We start from the raw sequence: 15,956 nt of genomic DNA, 5'->3' as shown, positions 1-15,956 counted from the left end.
GGGGTGAAGTGGGTTTCACAGAGTCGCGTCAAAAAATAAAAATCGTGCCCCCTTGCCATAACTCGAAGCGTTCGCACCCGCTTTGTATTGTTCATCACCGAATACGGAGACGCAAGACAGCCGAACGCTTCGCCGCCTTATCAAGTTATCGCGCAAAGAAAGATTATTCCGCTACGGGCTTGTATTTGCGTAGCAACATAAAGCGAACTGAACCAAGCAAGCGAGACGAAGAAAAGTGTATCAGTTCGAAACGGTTTGCTATTCTCTGGCGCTTCCTGTTTGAATACGGAGCGATCCGGGACAGGTCAAGGGACAGCAAACGGGACAGGCTGAAACCGTCTCAACTTATTATAGTTCAATATATTTCCGGCTTAGATTGGAAGTTTTCGGGACAGGTTGAGGGACAGGGTAAGGGACAGGCGACACGCAAATAGATACGCAAACGAGTACGCAAAAGGAAACAGTAAGGAAACACCTTAAACGAACGATATACAATCAGATAACATCAACCTTGCGAGCATTGAGGAAACAGTAAGGAAACAGCAATAGAGACGCAAATAGACACGCAAACGGAACGCAAATCAACCAACAAATGAACCAATGCAATATCGGTGCAACTGATTGAATATTCATTCGTTATGAGGCTTTATAATCGCGATGCAACCAACGAAGCAACCAACAACTAACCAACGGGCAACCGGGTAGCCTACACCAAAGTAGCCTACTACGATTTTTTCGTACTTTGCTACTGACTACCGCGTCTACTACTGTAAAATTTACAGCCAATCGGACAGCCAATCGGACAGCCAATGAGACAGCCAATCGGACAGCCTATTTATTATTTCTTCTTTGGAGTGACGAAGCCGATAGGATTACGCGGCTTATCTGCTAAAGCCTTTTGCGCCTGTAATTCGGCTAACGTCTGATTGATTAACTCTAACTGCATCCGGGTGTCATCGTTAATGTCGTTGTAGTCTGCAAACACTTCTTCGATGTACTCCTTTAGTTCCTTGACTTCGCTTTGGAGTTCACGTACTGGATCGGTCGGCGGGTTTAACAGTAACTGGCGAACCGCAACGAAAGCACGCATAATATTTATATTAACCTCAATCGCTAAATCAGAGTTGAGCACACTACTAAGCATTGAAACGCCTAGTTCTGTGAAAGCATAAGGCATATATTTAGGATGCTGACCGCGTCCACCGTTTAAGGTGCTAAAATTGCACCTTAAAGAATCCCATTCATCCTTTGTTAGTTCAAACATGAAGTCACTAGGAAACCGTTTAAGGTTATTCTTTACCGACCGCTTTAAATACTTCGTTTCCGTTCCGTACATTTCCGCCAAATCAAAATCTAACATCACTTTACAGCCGCGTATGTCGTAAATCTTACTTTGTATTACTTCGAGTTGTTTCATCTTATTCTATTTTGATATTGATATTTTTTCCGCAGTGCGGGCACGTGATTCCGGCTGTATTGTTCTTTGGTTGGTCGAATAGCTCCGAGATGTTCACGCCTAAAGCGCTAGCAATCTTTTCGAGGGTTTCAAGAGTGGGGTTTCCGTTAATAGCACGGCTTAAACTTTCCCTTTTCATTTCCATATTATCGGCAAGCTCTTGAATGGTAATTCCTTTTTCCTTGCAAATTTCTTTAACTCTTAGATTCATATTAATGTGATATTAAATGTTACTGGCACAAATATACAACAATGTATCGTATGTTATCACGAATATCTATATTAAGTAACGTTAAATATCAATTATTTTCTTTCTTATACTTTGATGTTGTGATATTAAACGTTACTTTTGTAATATCAAAGTAACATTAAATATCACGCAATATGAAACGATACAATTTAAGCGAAATAATGAAATCAGCTCACACGATGAGAAAGTTTAGACCGGAAAAGTACCCGACCTTCTCGGAAGCACTGAAAAAGGCTTGGAAAGTTGCCAAGTTCAACAAAGAAATAGCAGACCGCCGCGCCGAAACAATCGCATACCACGAAGCGAAGAAACAAGAAGCGCAGGAACTAGCCGCCCGTATCGCTCGTATCGAATCAGAGACAGCCGAACGTATCGCAATGGAAGTAGAAGCCGCAAAGCGCGAACGTGCAGAACGTGCCGCAAAGGTTGAGGCTGAATGTCTGGCATACGGTTACGGTCGTGGCGATCATTATTCATCTTTTAGTGGATGGGGGAATTATTGCGGTGATTGATTATTAACGAACTAAATACATATTCAAATGAAAGAATTAGAGATCAGTATTAAACAGGATTCGGGTATGTGGCGAATAACAGTTAGTTGCGAGGCGAACTTAGCAAATGCGGGAATTATTAGAAATCTATTCGGGTATCTACGGGAAGATAACGGCGTAATTCGTTCCGGTCTGCTTACTCCCAACATAATGAAGTTACTTAGTATACAAACCGAATTATTAAGTTATTCACTATGAAAGCGATCTATATACTCGGATTAATAGCGGGTGCGATCCTGCTATTTGCTACGGAAGCGGATACAGCCGCGCCGAATATAACGGGGCTTGCGTTGTGTGTAGCCTCATCTTACAAACTCGATTTATTCACATCTAAAATATAAAATCATGGAAGAAGTAGTAATTTTGGACGCGGACGGTCGCCCAGTGAAAGGTATGCAACTTGATAGAAACACAATTCATCTAGGCGAAGCAAACGGCGGCTATATGGGTTGTACTAAGGAGAGTGTAATCGAATTACAACAGGAGCGGTTAGAACGTTTCACGAAGAACCGGAAAGCACACCAAAAAGAGTGCATGAGTGCGGCGTGTGACATTACCCCTATTATGTTGGCGGGGTTTGATAATCCATACGACGAAATACACAATCTAATATTACAGGGATATAATAACGTTATAGAGGCGCAAGGTTTGTTTTATCGGGTGGTTAATCAAGATGCAGAGATGAGGCGTTTACGTAGGCGAGTAATCGAGGAAATGACAGCGAAGGAACTTGCGACCGAATTTATTCTATCATCTGGGAATGTCGAAGCGTTTAGAAAGTTCTGTGAGGAAAGAACTGGAAGTACGCCGGGTGATAGAGAGGAAGCGGGAAAGGTTCGGTTATTTGTTCGGTAATATAAAAGGTGGTATATCAAAGTAAGGATAAATTAGTAAGAGGCAATCGGATCGGTGAGCCTCTTTTTTGCGTCTGTTGGTTGTTCTACAAATAAAAAAACCGCCCAAGAGTGGAAGCCTCCCAAACGGTTATTCTTATATACCAAAAGTAGTAGTTATGTTGTTTTTGGCTACCCTTTGGCTACCTGTTTAAATGAAAAAACCTCTGTATCAGAGGTTTAACGGGTATCTTTGGTAGCGGGACCCGGGATTGAACCGGGGACCTCATGATTATGAATCATGCGCTCTAACCAGCTGAGCTATCCCGCCATCGTTTCTCGATTGCGGGTGCAAAGATAGATGATTTTTTATAATCTCCAAAACAATTCATAACTTTTTTGTGTTTTTTCTTTAATACGGGTCTTGATTTTCCCTATAAATAGGGAGTTTGATGCCCGATAATGAAAGAATAATTAATAAAGTGTCTGATTTATGCAGCGTATTTAGAAAAAAGTATTTATCTTGGCACACGTAAAAACAATTCGAAATTGCTATGAAAAAGGAAAAGATTCATTTGGAGTATTTGTTGAATGCAACGTCTAAAAATATTCTTTGGGGAGCTATTAGTACACCGACCGGGTTGGAGGACTGGTTTGCAGACAAAGTTATTTCTGACGATAAAATAGTAGAGTTTCATTGGGGCAAGACAGAACAGAGGAAAGCAGAGATTATTGCCATTCGCTCTTTCTCTTTTATCCGTTTCCGTTGGCAGGATGATGAAAACGAACGCGATTATTTTGAAATCAAGATGACTTATAATGAGCTGACTAGTGACTATGTGTTGGAAATTACCGATTTCGCAGAGCCGGATGAAGTAGCCGATATGAAAGAATTGTGGGAGTCGCAAGTAGCTAAATTAAGAAGAACTTGTGGTTTTTAGTTAACTTTCAACTAAAAATTTTCGATGCTCCTTTTTTTGTGCTAATTTTGCATCCTAATTGCACGAACCTATTAAGATGCTACGCATAAAGAAATTAGATATATTCATCGTAAAGAGTTTTTTGATGCTCTTTATTGGTACATTCTTCATCTGTCTGTTCATATTCATGATGCAGTTCCTGTGGAGATATGTAGACGAATTGGTCGGAAAAGGGTTGGAGATGAGCGTTATGGCTCAATTCTTCTTTTATTCCGCATTAACATTAGTGCCAGTATCGTTGCCATTGGCAGTGTTACTGGCTTCTTTGATTACTTTCGGTAACTTTGGCGAGCGTTATGAATTACTTGCAATGAAAGCTGCGGGTATTTCTCTACTTAAAATCATGCGTCCGCTCGCTTTCTTTGTTTGCGGACTTGTCGGTGTCTCATTCTATTTCCAAAATGTTGTTGGTCCTATCGCCCAGGCTAAGCTGGGAACCCTGATTCTTTCGATGAAACAGAAATCTCCGGAGTTGGATATTCCGGAAGGAGTTTTCTATTCTGAAATAAAGGATTATAATTTAAAGGTTGCCAAGAAGAACCGGAAGACCGGTATGCTATATGATGTGCTGATTTATAGTATGAAAGATGGGTTTGAGAAAGCACGTATTATATATGCTGATTCCGGACGTTTAGAGATGACAGCGGATAAGCAGCATCTTTGGTTGCATTTGTATAGCGGAGATTTATTTGAGAATTTGAGGGCACAAAGTATGAAATCGGAGAATGTGCCCTATCGGCGTGAGGAATTCCGGGAGAAACATAGCATTATTGAATTTAACTCCGATTTCAATATGGTTGATGGTGAAATTATGGGCAAGCAGTCCAGTGCTAAGGATATGGCGCAGTTGCAAAGCTCTATAGACTCAATGACGGTAGTGGGAGATAGTATCGGACGACAATATTACAGGGAAGTGGCAGAAGGGAATTTCCGCGCTTCTTATGGATTGACAAAGGAAGATACGGTCAAAATAGAAAAGGCGGATATACATGAATATAACGTGGACAGCCTTTACGAGGTAGCCTCTTTAACGCAGAAACAGAAGGTGCTTTCTTCTGCTGTCAGTCGGGCGGAGAATGTGGCCAACGATCTTGGGTTCAAGAAATTCACGATGGAGAACAACGATTATAGTATTCGCAAGCATAAGACCGAATGGCATAAGAAGATAACGATTTCACTCTCTTGTCTGCTGTTCTTCTTTATCGGAGCTCCATTGGGCGGAATTATCCGCAAAGGAGGTCTCGGAATGCCGGTAATTGTATCCGTGTTGGTATTTATCATTTACTATATCATTGATAATACAGGATATAAAATGGCCCGTGACGGTAAGTGGATAGTATGGATGGGAATGTGGACAAGTAGTGCGGTCCTTGCCCCATTAGGAGTTTTCCTTACCTATAAATCGAATAAGGACTCTGTGGTGCTTAATGCAGATGCCTATATCAACTGGTTCAAGAAGATTGTGGGAATCCGTAGTGTACGCCATATATTTAAGAAAGAAGTGATTATCCATGATCCTGATTACGCACGTCTGACCGGTGATTTGGAACAACTTACTGCAGAGTGCAGAGCGTATGCTGCCAGGAAACGATTGGAAAAAGCACCGAATTATTTTAAATTGTGGATGTCGAGCGAGGATGACAACGAAGTAATGGCTATCAATGAAAAGCTGGAAGCGTTGGTTGAAGAAATGTCCAATACGAAATCGGCCACTTTGATCGGTGCATTAAACAATTATCCGGTTATTTCCGTTTCTGCTCATGTGCGCCCGTTTCATATATATTGGTTGAATTTGGTAGCCGGAGTCATTTTCCCTATCGGTTTATTTTTCTATTTCCGCATTTGGGCGTTCCGCGTTCGTCTGGCTAAGGATATGGAACGGATTATAAAGAACAACGAACAAATTCAATTCATCATACAGAAAATCAATAAATAAGTGTTATGAAAGAGACTATTAAAATGGATAGAATAGAAGATGCGATTGCCGACTTCAAAGAAGGCAAGTTTGTCATAGTAGTGGATGATGAAGACCGCGAAAACGAAGGCGACTTGATTATTGCCGCTGAAAAGATAACTCCCGAGAAAGTGAATTTCATGTTGAAACATGCGCGTGGGGTGCTTTGTGCACCTGTCACAGTGTCTCGTTGCAAGGAGTTGGATTTGCCGCATCAGGTAAGTGACAATACTTCCGTGTTGGGAACTCCTTTTACGGTTACCATTGACAAACTGGAAGGCTGTACAACAGGTGTTTCTGCTTCCGATCGTGCCGCTACTATTCAGGCGTTGGCCGATCCTACTTCTACACCGGCAACCTTCGGTCGTCCCGGACACATCAATCCGTTGTATGCACAAGAAAAAGGAGTGCTTCGTCGTGCCGGACATACGGAAGCTACGATTGACATGGCTCGTCTGGCAGGACTTTACCCGGCAGGTGCCTTGATGGAAATCATGAGTGAAGATGGAACAATGGCACGCTTGCCCGAACTCCGCCAGATGGCAGATGAACATGGACTGAAACTGATCTCTATTCATGACCTGATTGTCTATCGTTTGAAACAGGAATCCATTGTGGAAAAAGGAGTGGAAGTAAACATGCCTACTGAACACGGGATGTTCCGTCTGATTCCTTTCCGCCAGAAATCAAACGGATTGGAGCACATGGCTATATTTAAAGGTACGTGGAGTGAAGACGAACCTATCCTGGTACGTGTCCACTCATCTTGTGCTACAGGAGATATCCTTGGTTCGCAGCGTTGTGACTGTGGCGAACAGTTGCATAAAGCGATGGAAATGATCGAAAAAGAAGGAAAAGGTGTAGTGGTTTATCTCAATCAGGAAGGACGCGGCATCGGTCTGATGGAAAAAATGAAAGCATACAAGCTCCAGGAAGACGGTATGGATACCGTTGATGCGAATATTTGCTTAGGACATCTTGCTGACGAACGTGATTATGGAGTAGGTGCACAGATCCTTCGTGAGCTGGGAGTACACAAAATGAGACTTTTGACAAATAATCCGGTAAAACGTGTTGGTTTGGAAGCCTATGGATTGGAGATTGTAGAAAACGTGCCTGTTGAAACAGTTCCTAATCCGTATAATGAGCGATACTTGAGAACAAAGAAAGAAAGAATGGGGCATACTTTACATTTTAATAAGTAAATTGCCATTTTGTTTTCATATATCAAATATTATCGCTTATTTTGCAGCGATTTTCACTCAACAACAATAAAATAGATACAAAATGAATCAATTATCAGATCGTTTGAACAGCTTGTCGCCGTCGGCGACGCTTGCCATGTCTCAAAAGAGCAACGAGCTCAAGGCACAAGGCGTTGATGTTATTAACTTAAGTGTAGGAGAACCTGATTTTAATACTCCTGACCACATCAAAGAAGCTGCGAAAAAAGCCATAGATGATAACTTTTCCCGCTACTCTCCGGTACCGGGCTATCCGGCTTTGCGCAATGCTATTGTTGAGAAACTGAAAAAAGAAAACGGTCTTGAATATACAGCCGCCCAGATTTCGTGTGCAAATGGTGCAAAACAATCTGTTTGTAATACGATTCTTGTATTGGTAAATCCGGGTGACGAAGTAATCGTTCCGGCTCCTTACTGGGTAAGCTACCCGGAAATGGTGAAAATGGCAGAAGGTACTCCTGTTATCGTTTCAGCAGGTATTGAACAAGATTTCAAGATTACTCCGGAACAGCTGGAAGCTGCTATTACTCCGAAAACGAAAGCGTTGATTCTTTGTTCTCCGTCCAACCCGACAGGTTCTGTATATACAAAAGAAGAATTGGCCGGACTGTCTGCTGTATTGGCTAAACATCCGCAGGTAATCGTAATCGCTGACGAGATTTACGAACATATCAATTACATCGGCGCACATCAAAGTATCGCTCAATTCCCTGAAATGAAGGAACGTACAGTGATTGTAAACGGTGTATCCAAAGCGTATGCTATGACAGGATGGAGAATCGGTTTTATTGCCGGTCCGGAATGGATTGTAAAAGCTTGCAACAAGTTGCAAGGTCAGTACACTTCAGGTCCTTGCTCTGTTTCTCAAAAAGCTGCTGAAGCTGCATATACAGGAACACAAGAACCGGTAAAAGAAATGCAGAAAGCATTCGAACGTCGTCGTGACCTGATTGTGAAGTTGGCTAAAGAAGTTCCGGGATTTGAAGTAAACGTTCCGCAAGGTGCTTTCTACTTGTTCCCGAAATGTGATACTTTCTTTGGAAAGAGCAACGGCGAACGTAAGATTGCAGATTCGGATGACTTGGCAATGTACTTACTTGAAGAAGCTCACGTGGCTTGTGTAGGTGGTACCTCTTTTGGTGCTCCTGAATGTATCCGCATGAGTTATGCTACAAGCGATGAAAATATCGTAGAGGCTATCCGTCGTATCAAGGAAGCATTGGCTAAATTGAAATAAGAGTTCATCACAGAGGACGCAGAGGACACAGAGTTAAATAGTTTGGGAGATGTGTCGCAACTCTCCTTTCAGTGGAATCCCCCTTGCTACAAACCATTTGTGGCAAGGGGGATTTCTAATTTATAAGGGTGGTGACACATCCTTTCATTGTTTCTTCTCTGTGTCCTCTGCGTCCTCTGTGGTGAAAAAAAAGGCTGCCTTCCGTAGAAAGCAGCCTATACATTTTTTGTAGCTTGTATTATTCAGCCGGGTGAATTGCTTCAGACGGACAAACGTCTGCGCAAGTACCACAGTCAGTACATACATCTGGGTTGATAGAATAGATATCACCTTCAGAGATAGCTTCTACCGGACACTCGTCGATACAAGTTCCGCAAGCAATACAATCGTCACTAATTACGTAAGCCATTTTTCTAAGATTTAAATTATTAGTACTAATTTCTTCGGCAAAAATAAGGCTTTTATTGATTGGTTGTTATGCTTCGATGATTAAATTGACTTAATTTGTACGTCTTCTAAATAAGCAACCTCCCTATAATCTGCTATATTTTTCGTATTTTTGCACTCAAATTACTAATATATAGCGATTATGCCTTTAAATTTACCCGATAAACTACCTGCGATAGAGCTTTTGAAGGAAGAAAATATTTTTGTGATCGACACTTCCCGCGCTACGCAGCAAGATATTCGTCCGCTACGGATTGTGATTCTGAACCTGATGCCGTTGAAGATTACAACGGAAACAGACTTGGTGCGCTTACTTTCGAATACACCTCTTCAGGTGGAGATTTCGTTTATGAAGATCAAGAGCCACACGTCGAAGAATACACCGATAGAACACATGAAAACGTTCTATACGGATTTCGATCAGATGCGTCATGAGAAGTATGATGGTATGATTATCACCGGAGCCCCTGTAGAGCAGATGGACTTCGAAGAAGTGACCTATTGGGATGAGATTACGGAAATCTTTGATTGGGCACGTACGCATGTCACTTCTACCTTATATATATGTTGGGCAGCGCAGGCCGGATTGTATCATCATTATGGGGTTCCAAAATATCCGTTGGAAGAGAAGATGTTCGGCATCTTTGAGCATCGCGTACTGGAACCTTTCCATTCCATCTTCCGTGGTTTTGACGATTGTTTCTATGTGCCTCATAGCCGTCATACGGAAGTGCGCAGGGAAGATATTCTGAAAGTTCCGGAACTGACGTTGCTTTCCGAATCGAAAGAAGCCGGTGTCTATATGGCGATGGCACGGGGCGGACGTGAGTTCTTTGTCACGGGACACTCTGAATATTCTCCGCTGACACTGGATACAGAATACCGCCGTGATTTGGATAAAGGCCTGCCAATAGAGATCCCTCGCAATTATTATATAGACGATGATCCTGAAAAAGGCCCGTTGGTACGTTGGCGTGCTCATGCCAATTTGTTGTTCTCCAACTGGTTGAACTACTTTGTTTATCAGGAAACACCTTACAACATCAATGATATTAAATGATAAAGCAGCGTAAAATAGAACTTCTCGCTCCGGCGAAAAACTTGGAATGTGGTATTGAAGCTATCAACCATGGTGCAGATGCTGTATATATCGGTGCTCCGAAATTCGGTGCCCGTGCGGCAGCTGTGAACTCATTGGAAGATATTGAAGCATTGGTGCAGCACGCTCATTTGTATAATGCACGTATTTATGTCACGGTCAATACGATTCTGAAAGAAGAGGAGTTGAAAGAGACGGAGGAGATGATTCATGCACTTTATCGGATTGGTGTCGATGCACTGATTGTACAGGATATGGGAATCACGAAACTGAACCTTCCTCCGATACCGCTTCATGCCAGTACGCAAATGGACAACCGTACGCCGGAAAAAGTGAAATTCCTTAGGGAAGCAGGTTTCCGTCAAGTGGTGTTGGCGCGGGAGTTATCGTTGCGTGAAATAAAGAAGATTCATGAAAGTTGTCCGGAAGTGCCTTTGGAAGTATTTGTACATGGGGCGCTTTGTGTCAGCTATAGTGGGCAGTGCTATGTTAGTCAAGCCTGTTTCGGTCGTAGTGCCAATCGTGGAGAGTGTGCACAATTCTGCCGTCTACCTTTTAGTCTGGTAGATGTAGACGGGAAAGTGATTGTCAAAGACAAACATCTGCTTTCCCTGAAAGATATGAATCAAAGCGACGAACTGGAGCAACTACTGGATGCCGGAGCTTCTTCATTCAAAATAGAGGGACGACTGAAAGACGTATCTTATGTGAAGAATGTAACGGCTGCTTATCGTCAGAAGCTGGATGCAATCTTTGCCCGTCGTCCGGAATATGTACGTGCTTCTTCGGGTACGTGTAGTTTCGAATTTAAACCACAACTCGACAAGAGCTTCAGTCGTGGGTTTACGCATTATTTCTTGCACGGACGTGATAAAGAGATATTCTCTTTCGACACTCCTAAATCGCTGGGCGAAGAGATGGGAACCATGAAGGAGGCCCGGGGCAACTATCTGACAGTTGCCGGACTGAAATCCTTTAACAATGGAGACGGTGTTTGCTATATCGACGAACAGGGACGTTTGCAGGGTTTCCGCATCAACCGGGTGGACAGCAACAAACTCTATCCACAAGAAATGCCCCGTATCAAACCCCGCACTACACTGTATCGTAATTTCGACCAGGAATTTGAGCGAATCCTTTCCCGCAAATCTGCAGAAAGGAAGATCGCAGTGAAAATCTTACTTGCCGACAACAATTTCGGTTTCTCTCTGACATTGACTGACGAAGATGATAATAGTGTAACAATCACCCTCCCTCGTGAGAAAGAACTTGCCCGGACTCCACAGACGGACAATCTGAAAATGCAACTGTCCAAACTGGGGAATACACCTTTTGAAGCAAAAGAAATAGAAATATCCTTTACCGGGAACTGGTTTCTGCCGGCTTCAGTGTTAGCCGATTTCCGCAGACAGGCAGTCGACCAGTTAATAACTGCCCGTCGAATCAATTATCGTCAGGAATTGGCAGTATGGAAGCCAACAAGTCATGCTTTCCCACAAACGACATTAACCTATCTGGGAAATGTAATGAACACCCGTGCAGCTTCTTTCTATCAGGAACATGGAGTACAACAGGTAGCGGCAGCGTACGAAAAAGAAGCAGTGGAAGATGCGGTACTGATGTTCTGCAAACATTGTTTGCGCTATAGCATGGGCTGGTGTCCTATCCATCAACGGATACGTTCGCCTTATAAAGAGCCCTATTATCTGGTGTCGAATGACAGCAAACGTTTTCGTTTGGAATTTGATTGTAAGAATTGTCAAATGAAAGTAAAGGCGGCACAATGAGGATAATTAATCACGGAATTATTCGTCACAGAGGACGTAGAGGAGACAACGTTTCAACTCATCCTTCCGGAATCGGTCGATTGAACGGTTTGTGGAAGAGAAATGGAAAACTTTTCTCCATATTCTCTGTGTCTTCTATGTCATCCGTGTCTTATAGTAACTCTGTGTTCTCTGCATTCTCTGTGGTGAAGTCTGTCATGAGCTTGCTATTGTGTCTGTTCCTGCTTTCGTCTTGTTATTATAAAACGCCTGCCCTGGATTCGGAGGAGCTGTCGAAGAAAACAAAGGATTCGCTGACTTACCTGTATGAACGCCATTATACATGGAATACAAACTTGGAAGTAGTCGATGATTCCATCTCTTTGGAATGCCTCCCGATAAAAGATACTTTTATTCAGTTGAATAGGGGGGATAGGGTAGTGGTTGCAGAGTTTGCGGTTCATCCTGCCGATAGTGTAGACAGCATTTGGGTGAAACTGGCACATACACAAGATGAACAGGGTTGGATACGTGAGAAAGAACTCAAGAAGTCATTTGCACCGACTGATAGTATTTCGCAGGCTATTCATCTTTTCAGTGATACGCATGCCTCTTATTTTGTGGTTATTTTCGCTTTGTTCGTAGGAGCTTATTTGTTTCGCGCTTTCCGTCGGAAGCAGTTGCAGATGGTTTATTTTAATGATATTGACAGTGTTTATCCCCTGTTTCTTTGTTTATTGATGGCTTTCAGTGCAACGATTTACGAATCAATGCAGGTCTTTGTACCGGAAACGTGGGAACATTTTTATTTCAATCCAACTTTGTCGCCGTTCAAAGTCCCTTTCATTCTCTCTGCTTTTCTGTTGAGTATCTGGTTGTTTCTGATAGTCGCTTTGGCGGTGTTGGATGATTTGTTCCGGCAGTTGACTCCCGCTGCAGCTATCTTTTATCTGCTGGGACTGATGTCTTGCTGTATTTTCTGTTATTTCTTCTTTATCCTGATGACACATATCTATATCGGTTATCTATTCCTGGCCTTTTTTATTTTGGTTTTTGCGAAGAAGGTCTATCGGAACATTGGGTATAAGTATCGTTGCGGACATTGCGGGGAGAAACTGAAAGAGAAAGGTATATGCCCCCATTGTGGAGCGATTAACGAGTGATTTTATTATCTGTTTTATTTCTGAATAACTTTTCAAATGATGGAAATCAGGTCTACCGAAATAAAAGATCTCCCTTTAGTGATGGAGATTTATGACTATGCCCGTGCCTTTATGCGTGCAACCGGGAATACGACCCAGTGGATTGACGGTTATCCGTCGGAAGCATTGATCTGTCAGGAGATTGAAGACGGTCATAGCTTTGTCTGTATCGATGAACAAGGAGAAATCTTGGGAACTTTTTGTTTCATCTTGGGAGAAGATCCTACTTACCAACAGATTTATGAAGGTGCATGGCTCAATGACGAACCTTATGGAGTGATTCACCGGTTGGCAACGAACGGAAAGCAGAAAGGGGTGTCGGAAACTTGTCTGGACTGGTGTTTTCAACGTTGGCCTAATGTCCGGGTAGATACTCATCGGGATAATAAGGTCATGCAGCACATACTGACGAAGTATGGCTTTCAACGTTGCGGCATCATTTATGTAAAGAATGGGACGGAGCGTATTGCCTATCAGATGAAGCGTTTGCATGGTGGGGTGGAGGAATCTGATCGTACTGTAGTATAGGTCAGGTACGTTGGATTATGGACGAAGCAGTCTTAGGTATAAGCAAACTGATATTAAGCAGTAGGTAAACTAATGCCGAAGCATTGATAAAGTTCCGGTAAGGTGCCGGTATAGTTATGTTAAGATGGTAAGCATTCGGTCTCGTGCGTATTCTCTCCAAACTCTTATAAAGTCAAAAGCCAGACGGAGTACGTCTGGCTTTTGACTTTATAAACCTTTCTTGTTTATCCTTTCCAATTAAATGGCAGTAAATCGGAGTAGTCGTTTTTCTCTTCTCTTTCTTTATCCTGTACTCTAATCACCACGTCCTGCATCCATAGTTTTGGGTTCACCTTATTTTCCCTGCAACATCCCATCAGTGAAAAGAATATTGCCGCTGCGTGTGCTGCCTCATGCGATCCGGAGAAGAGTGTATTTTTTCTGTTTACAGTCAACGGTCTAATAGAACGCTCCACCGGATTATTATCAATGCAGAACTGTGCATCATTGACATATCCGGACAGTTGTTCAAAGCGTGTGTACATATAGAATATGGCCTTGGCAACAGGCGATTTATCGACCGTATGTTCATATTCCTCTTTGCACCATTTTTCCAGTCCTTTGATAATAGGGTACGATTTTTCCCGGCGAAGCTTTACTACAGCCTCGCCTTCCAGATGTTCTATCCTGATTTCCTCCTCCACAGCATACAGTCTGCCTATTTGTTCAAGTGCATACCTTGCTCTGGGAGGGTCATTTCCTTCCGCTTCCACAAACTTGCGCCTGACGTGTGCCCAACAGCACAAGTGCAACTTTCCGGGTAGCGTGTCGAACTCGTCATATACTGCAAAGCCGTCACTCTGTACCACGCGGACCTGTCCTGCCAGCAGTGTGTCTATTCCGCTGCTGCCACGCCCCTTGTGATATTCAAAGAAGGGGGTATGAAACCGGGGCAGATAGAAGTTCCACATATACCCGCGATGAAGAGCACCGGGTCGGTCGCTTTCAAGTACGGGGTGGGGCGTCTCATCGGCCATGACGTAATAACTGTCCTTAACCAGTTCACGAAGCTCATTGTAGATCGGCTCCAAACGCTGTGCGGCAGCCATCATCCAGTTACTTACGGTGGAAGGACTCAGATGGATGCCTTCACGCTCAAAAATGTCCAGCTGTCTGTGCAGAGGCAGGTGATCGTAATATTTGGCGGTGGCAATGTGGGACAGTACACTCTCCGAGGCATTGCTGTGAGGGTGTGCCATTACGGGCATGGGAGCAGTTATGATACGACCGTCGGCAAGCCGGTATTTAGGACGGATGATGCGTCTCACATAGAATCGGGCAGGGCTGACGGCATATTGTTCGCTCACTTCCTCCCCCAGCTTCGTCGCTCCCTCCAGAGAAAGACCTTCCGGCATGGGAATGATGATTTCTTCACGGGGAAGGGACGGATCGATGGGCTTACGGGCGTGGGGAGTAATCTTTTGGGTGAAGCTCTTACGGAAACGATTGTAACCATTCTCCGACCGGGCAGATTTCTCAGCCGTTTTCTGCTCCTCCGCTACCGGGTCATTGACATCGGACGGAGATTCAAAACAGATGCTCAATTGGTTGGCATCTTCGGGAAGATGACGTTTTTCACTGGATTTACCCCATAAACGGCGTGTCAAATCAGCCAATTTCCATCTCAGGTCAGCAATGACGGCTGTACAGGCTGAGATTTCCTCAACTTGGCGGGAATACTCCTGCAAAGAGGCTGCGTATTTTCTCTGAAGTTCCGCATGTTCCTTTTCAAGACGTTCACGTTCCTTGCGCAACTCTTCGTACTCTTCCAAAGTAAAGGTAATGACTGGTTCTTTCACTGCATATCCACTTTTTTATTATGTGGCAAAGTTATCAAAATAAACCTGTACGGCTTGTAGGATGGGAGATTACTTTTCAACTGTTTTCCGATACTTTTTAACAGTAAGCAGCTCATTCAGGCGATTCCAGGAAATTTGAAGAAAATCTCTTTTCCGTTCGTCCTTTTTCAAGAAGAAAGAACTGTGGTTCAGACGACGGCATTCCAGTCGGTATTCGTCCTCGCACCGATAGAGGATATGCAATCTGCTACGGGAACGGTCAAGAAAAATATGACAACTCTGCTCTGACACGCAAGAACCCGTGTGCCGGATGACCTCGCCACAAAGACCGTCAATACCTTTATGGAAATTACAACCATTGGGATAAAGGTAATAAGACCAGAAAGGACTGTTACGGAAAAGACCAAGACCTAAGGGGAGAAGTAGATCCTGAGGAGAATGGATGCCAAGACTGGAAGCCGAAACTTTATAACGACGACCACCATCAAATATGAAAAGAACAGAATCAAAATGGTTAGACTCGGATGTAAGCGTCTCCGCGATTCTATATAGTGTATTAAAATAAAAAGGC

Annotated in this window: 17 protein-coding genes and 1 tRNA gene; 12 read left to right on the top strand and 6 right to left on the bottom strand. The window is 43.3% G+C overall.

The genetic code is table 11. The annotated features are described in order from the left end of the window. The first annotated feature begins 44 nt into the window (after positions 1 to 44). Positions 45 to 434, top strand: a complete 390-nt coding sequence (locus tag H8796_RS01750; RefSeq protein ID WP_187343917.1) for a hypothetical protein — start codon at positions 45 to 47, stop codon at positions 432 to 434. Between the two features lie 404 nt (positions 435 to 838). Here the strand turns inward: H8796_RS01750 and H8796_RS01745 are convergent, their stop codons facing one another. Both H8796_RS01745 and H8796_RS01740 read right to left on the bottom strand, forming a co-directional pair. Next, positions 839 to 1,417 carry an ORF6N domain-containing protein gene (locus H8796_RS01745; protein WP_117937854.1) on the bottom strand — a complete coding sequence of 193 codons (579 nt, stop codon included), beginning with the start codon at positions 1,415 to 1,417 and terminating at the stop codon, positions 839 to 841. A gap of 1 nt (position 1,418) precedes the next feature. After that, positions 1,419 to 1,667 carry a helix-turn-helix domain-containing protein gene (locus H8796_RS01740; protein WP_117937852.1) on the bottom strand — a complete coding sequence of 83 codons (249 nt, stop codon included), beginning with the start codon at positions 1,665 to 1,667 and terminating at the stop codon, positions 1,419 to 1,421. Positions 1,668 to 1,840: 173 nt separating this feature from the next. Here H8796_RS01740 and H8796_RS01735 point away from each other — a divergent pair, with 173 nt between their 5' ends. From H8796_RS01735 to H8796_RS01725, 3 genes are all read left to right on the top strand, one after another. Then, a complete protein-coding gene (locus H8796_RS01735; protein ID WP_117937850.1) occupies positions 1,841 to 2,218 on the top strand; it encodes a hypothetical protein in 378 nt (125 codons plus the stop codon). A gap of 233 nt (positions 2,219 to 2,451) precedes the next feature. Then, on the top strand, positions 2,452 to 2,598 hold the full coding sequence (locus tag H8796_RS01730; RefSeq protein WP_187343916.1) for a hypothetical protein: 147 nt from the start codon (positions 2,452 to 2,454) through the stop codon (positions 2,596 to 2,598). Positions 2,599 to 2,602: 4 nt separating this feature from the next. Beyond that, positions 2,603 to 3,112 (top strand): hypothetical protein, encoded by a 510-nt coding sequence (locus tag H8796_RS01725; protein WP_117937846.1) that lies wholly within the window; start codon positions 2,603 to 2,605, stop codon positions 3,110 to 3,112. 232 nt (positions 3,113 to 3,344) lie between these two features. On the opposite strand, the gene H8796_RS01720 is transcribed toward H8796_RS01725, so the two are convergent. Then, positions 3,345 to 3,421: transfer RNA gene (locus tag H8796_RS01720), tRNA-Met, on the bottom strand. A 223-nt stretch (positions 3,422 to 3,644) separates the two neighbouring features. Between H8796_RS01720 and H8796_RS01715 the strand changes: the two genes are divergently transcribed. The 4 genes from H8796_RS01715 (at position 3,645) to H8796_RS01700 (ending at position 8,505) form a co-directional block, all read left to right on the top strand. After that, positions 3,645 to 4,031 (top strand): START-like domain-containing protein, encoded by a 387-nt coding sequence (locus tag H8796_RS01715; protein ID WP_008999058.1) that lies wholly within the window; start codon positions 3,645 to 3,647, stop codon positions 4,029 to 4,031. A 76-nt stretch (positions 4,032 to 4,107) separates the two neighbouring features. Further along, positions 4,108 to 6,006, top strand: coding sequence for an LptF/LptG family permease (locus tag H8796_RS01710; protein WP_117937844.1), 1,899 nt, complete (start codon positions 4,108 to 4,110; stop codon positions 6,004 to 6,006). Positions 6,007 to 6,011: 5 nt separating this feature from the next. Beyond that, the gene (locus tag H8796_RS01705; protein WP_004299085.1) at positions 6,012 to 7,229 is read left to right on the top strand and encodes a bifunctional 3,4-dihydroxy-2-butanone-4-phosphate synthase/GTP cyclohydrolase II; all 1,218 of its coding nucleotides are present in this window, start codon (positions 6,012 to 6,014) and stop codon (positions 7,227 to 7,229) included. Positions 7,230 to 7,311: 82 nt separating this feature from the next. Further along, positions 7,312 to 8,505 (top strand): pyridoxal phosphate-dependent aminotransferase, encoded by a 1,194-nt coding sequence (locus H8796_RS01700; RefSeq protein WP_004323563.1) that lies wholly within the window; start codon positions 7,312 to 7,314, stop codon positions 8,503 to 8,505. A gap of 238 nt (positions 8,506 to 8,743) precedes the next feature. On the opposite strand, the gene H8796_RS01695 is transcribed toward H8796_RS01700, so the two are convergent. Then, on the bottom strand, positions 8,744 to 8,914 hold the full coding sequence (locus H8796_RS01695; RefSeq protein ID WP_002559159.1) for a DUF362 domain-containing protein: 171 nt from the start codon (positions 8,912 to 8,914) through the stop codon (positions 8,744 to 8,746). A 180-nt stretch (positions 8,915 to 9,094) separates the two neighbouring features. Between H8796_RS01695 and metA the strand changes: the two genes are divergently transcribed. From metA to H8796_RS01675, 4 genes are read left to right on the top strand one after another with little or no spacing between them, the layout of a single operon-like run. Continuing rightward, on the top strand, positions 9,095 to 10,012 hold the full coding sequence (gene metA, locus H8796_RS01690) for a homoserine O-succinyltransferase (protein WP_032854763.1): 918 nt from the start codon (positions 9,095 to 9,097) through the stop codon (positions 10,010 to 10,012). Beyond that, positions 10,009 to 11,838: a U32 family peptidase gene (locus H8796_RS01685; RefSeq protein WP_117937842.1), complete on the top strand. Its 1,830-nt coding sequence runs from the start codon at positions 10,009 to 10,011 to the stop codon at positions 11,836 to 11,838. The genes metA and H8796_RS01685 overlap by 4 nt, the downstream gene beginning before the upstream one ends. After that, positions 11,835 to 12,980, top strand: coding sequence for a zinc ribbon domain-containing protein (locus H8796_RS01680; RefSeq protein ID WP_187343915.1), 1,146 nt, complete (start codon positions 11,835 to 11,837; stop codon positions 12,978 to 12,980). The genes H8796_RS01685 and H8796_RS01680 overlap by 4 nt, the downstream gene beginning before the upstream one ends. Before the next feature lie 39 nt (positions 12,981 to 13,019). Beyond that, positions 13,020 to 13,547 (top strand): GNAT family N-acetyltransferase, encoded by a 528-nt coding sequence (locus H8796_RS01675; protein ID WP_187343983.1) that lies wholly within the window; start codon positions 13,020 to 13,022, stop codon positions 13,545 to 13,547. A 224-nt stretch (positions 13,548 to 13,771) separates the two neighbouring features. On the opposite strand, the gene H8796_RS01670 is transcribed toward H8796_RS01675, so the two are convergent. Together H8796_RS01670 and tnpB are read right to left on the bottom strand one after the other, a co-directional pair. Next, a complete protein-coding gene (locus tag H8796_RS01670) occupies positions 13,772 to 15,385 on the bottom strand; it encodes an IS66 family transposase (RefSeq protein WP_117932118.1) in 1,614 nt (537 codons plus the stop codon). A gap of 69 nt (positions 15,386 to 15,454) precedes the next feature. Continuing rightward, complete coding sequence (gene tnpB / locus H8796_RS25575; RefSeq protein ID WP_370539797.1) at positions 15,455 to 15,829, bottom strand: IS66 family insertion sequence element accessory protein TnpB; 375 nt, start codon at positions 15,827 to 15,829, stop codon at positions 15,455 to 15,457. Between the last annotated feature and the right edge of the window lie 127 nt (positions 15,830 to 15,956).

Origin of the sequence: Bacteroides sp. M10 (assembly GCF_014334015.1) — a bacterium.
GTDB lineage: Bacteria > Bacteroidota > Bacteroidia > Bacteroidales > Bacteroidaceae > Bacteroides > Bacteroides intestinigallinarum.
Note: the sequence above shows the minus strand (reverse complement) of the source record. Positions and strands in the feature narration are given on the sequence as shown.

Coding starts and splice junctions, on each gene's coding strand:
- H8796_RS01745 (WP_117937854.1), bottom strand. CDS start 1,417: ATGAAACAACTCGAAGTAATACAAAGTAAGATTTACGACATACGCGGC.
- H8796_RS01740 (WP_117937852.1), bottom strand. CDS start 1,667: ATGAATCTAAGAGTTAAAGAAATTTGCAAGGAAAAAGGAATTACCATT.
- H8796_RS01735 (WP_117937850.1), top strand. CDS start 1,841: ATGAAACGATACAATTTAAGCGAAATAATGAAATCAGCTCACACGATG.
- H8796_RS01730 (WP_187343916.1), top strand. CDS start 2,452: ATGAAAGCGATCTATATACTCGGATTAATAGCGGGTGCGATCCTGCTA.
- H8796_RS01725 (WP_117937846.1), top strand. CDS start 2,603: ATGGAAGAAGTAGTAATTTTGGACGCGGACGGTCGCCCAGTGAAAGGT.
- H8796_RS01715 (WP_008999058.1), top strand. CDS start 3,645: ATGAAAAAGGAAAAGATTCATTTGGAGTATTTGTTGAATGCAACGTCT.
- H8796_RS01710 (WP_117937844.1), top strand. CDS start 4,108: ATGCTACGCATAAAGAAATTAGATATATTCATCGTAAAGAGTTTTTTG.
- H8796_RS01705 (WP_004299085.1), top strand. CDS start 6,012: ATGAAAGAGACTATTAAAATGGATAGAATAGAAGATGCGATTGCCGAC.
- H8796_RS01700 (WP_004323563.1), top strand. CDS start 7,312: ATGAATCAATTATCAGATCGTTTGAACAGCTTGTCGCCGTCGGCGACG.
- H8796_RS01695 (WP_002559159.1), bottom strand. CDS start 8,914: ATGGCTTACGTAATTAGTGACGATTGTATTGCTTGCGGAACTTGTATC.
- metA (WP_032854763.1), top strand. CDS start 9,095: ATGCCTTTAAATTTACCCGATAAACTACCTGCGATAGAGCTTTTGAAG.
- H8796_RS01685 (WP_117937842.1), top strand. CDS start 10,009: ATGATAAAGCAGCGTAAAATAGAACTTCTCGCTCCGGCGAAAAACTTG.
- H8796_RS01680 (WP_187343915.1), top strand. CDS start 11,835: ATGAGGATAATTAATCACGGAATTATTCGTCACAGAGGACGTAGAGGA.
- H8796_RS01675 (WP_187343983.1), top strand. CDS start 13,020: ATGGAAATCAGGTCTACCGAAATAAAAGATCTCCCTTTAGTGATGGAG.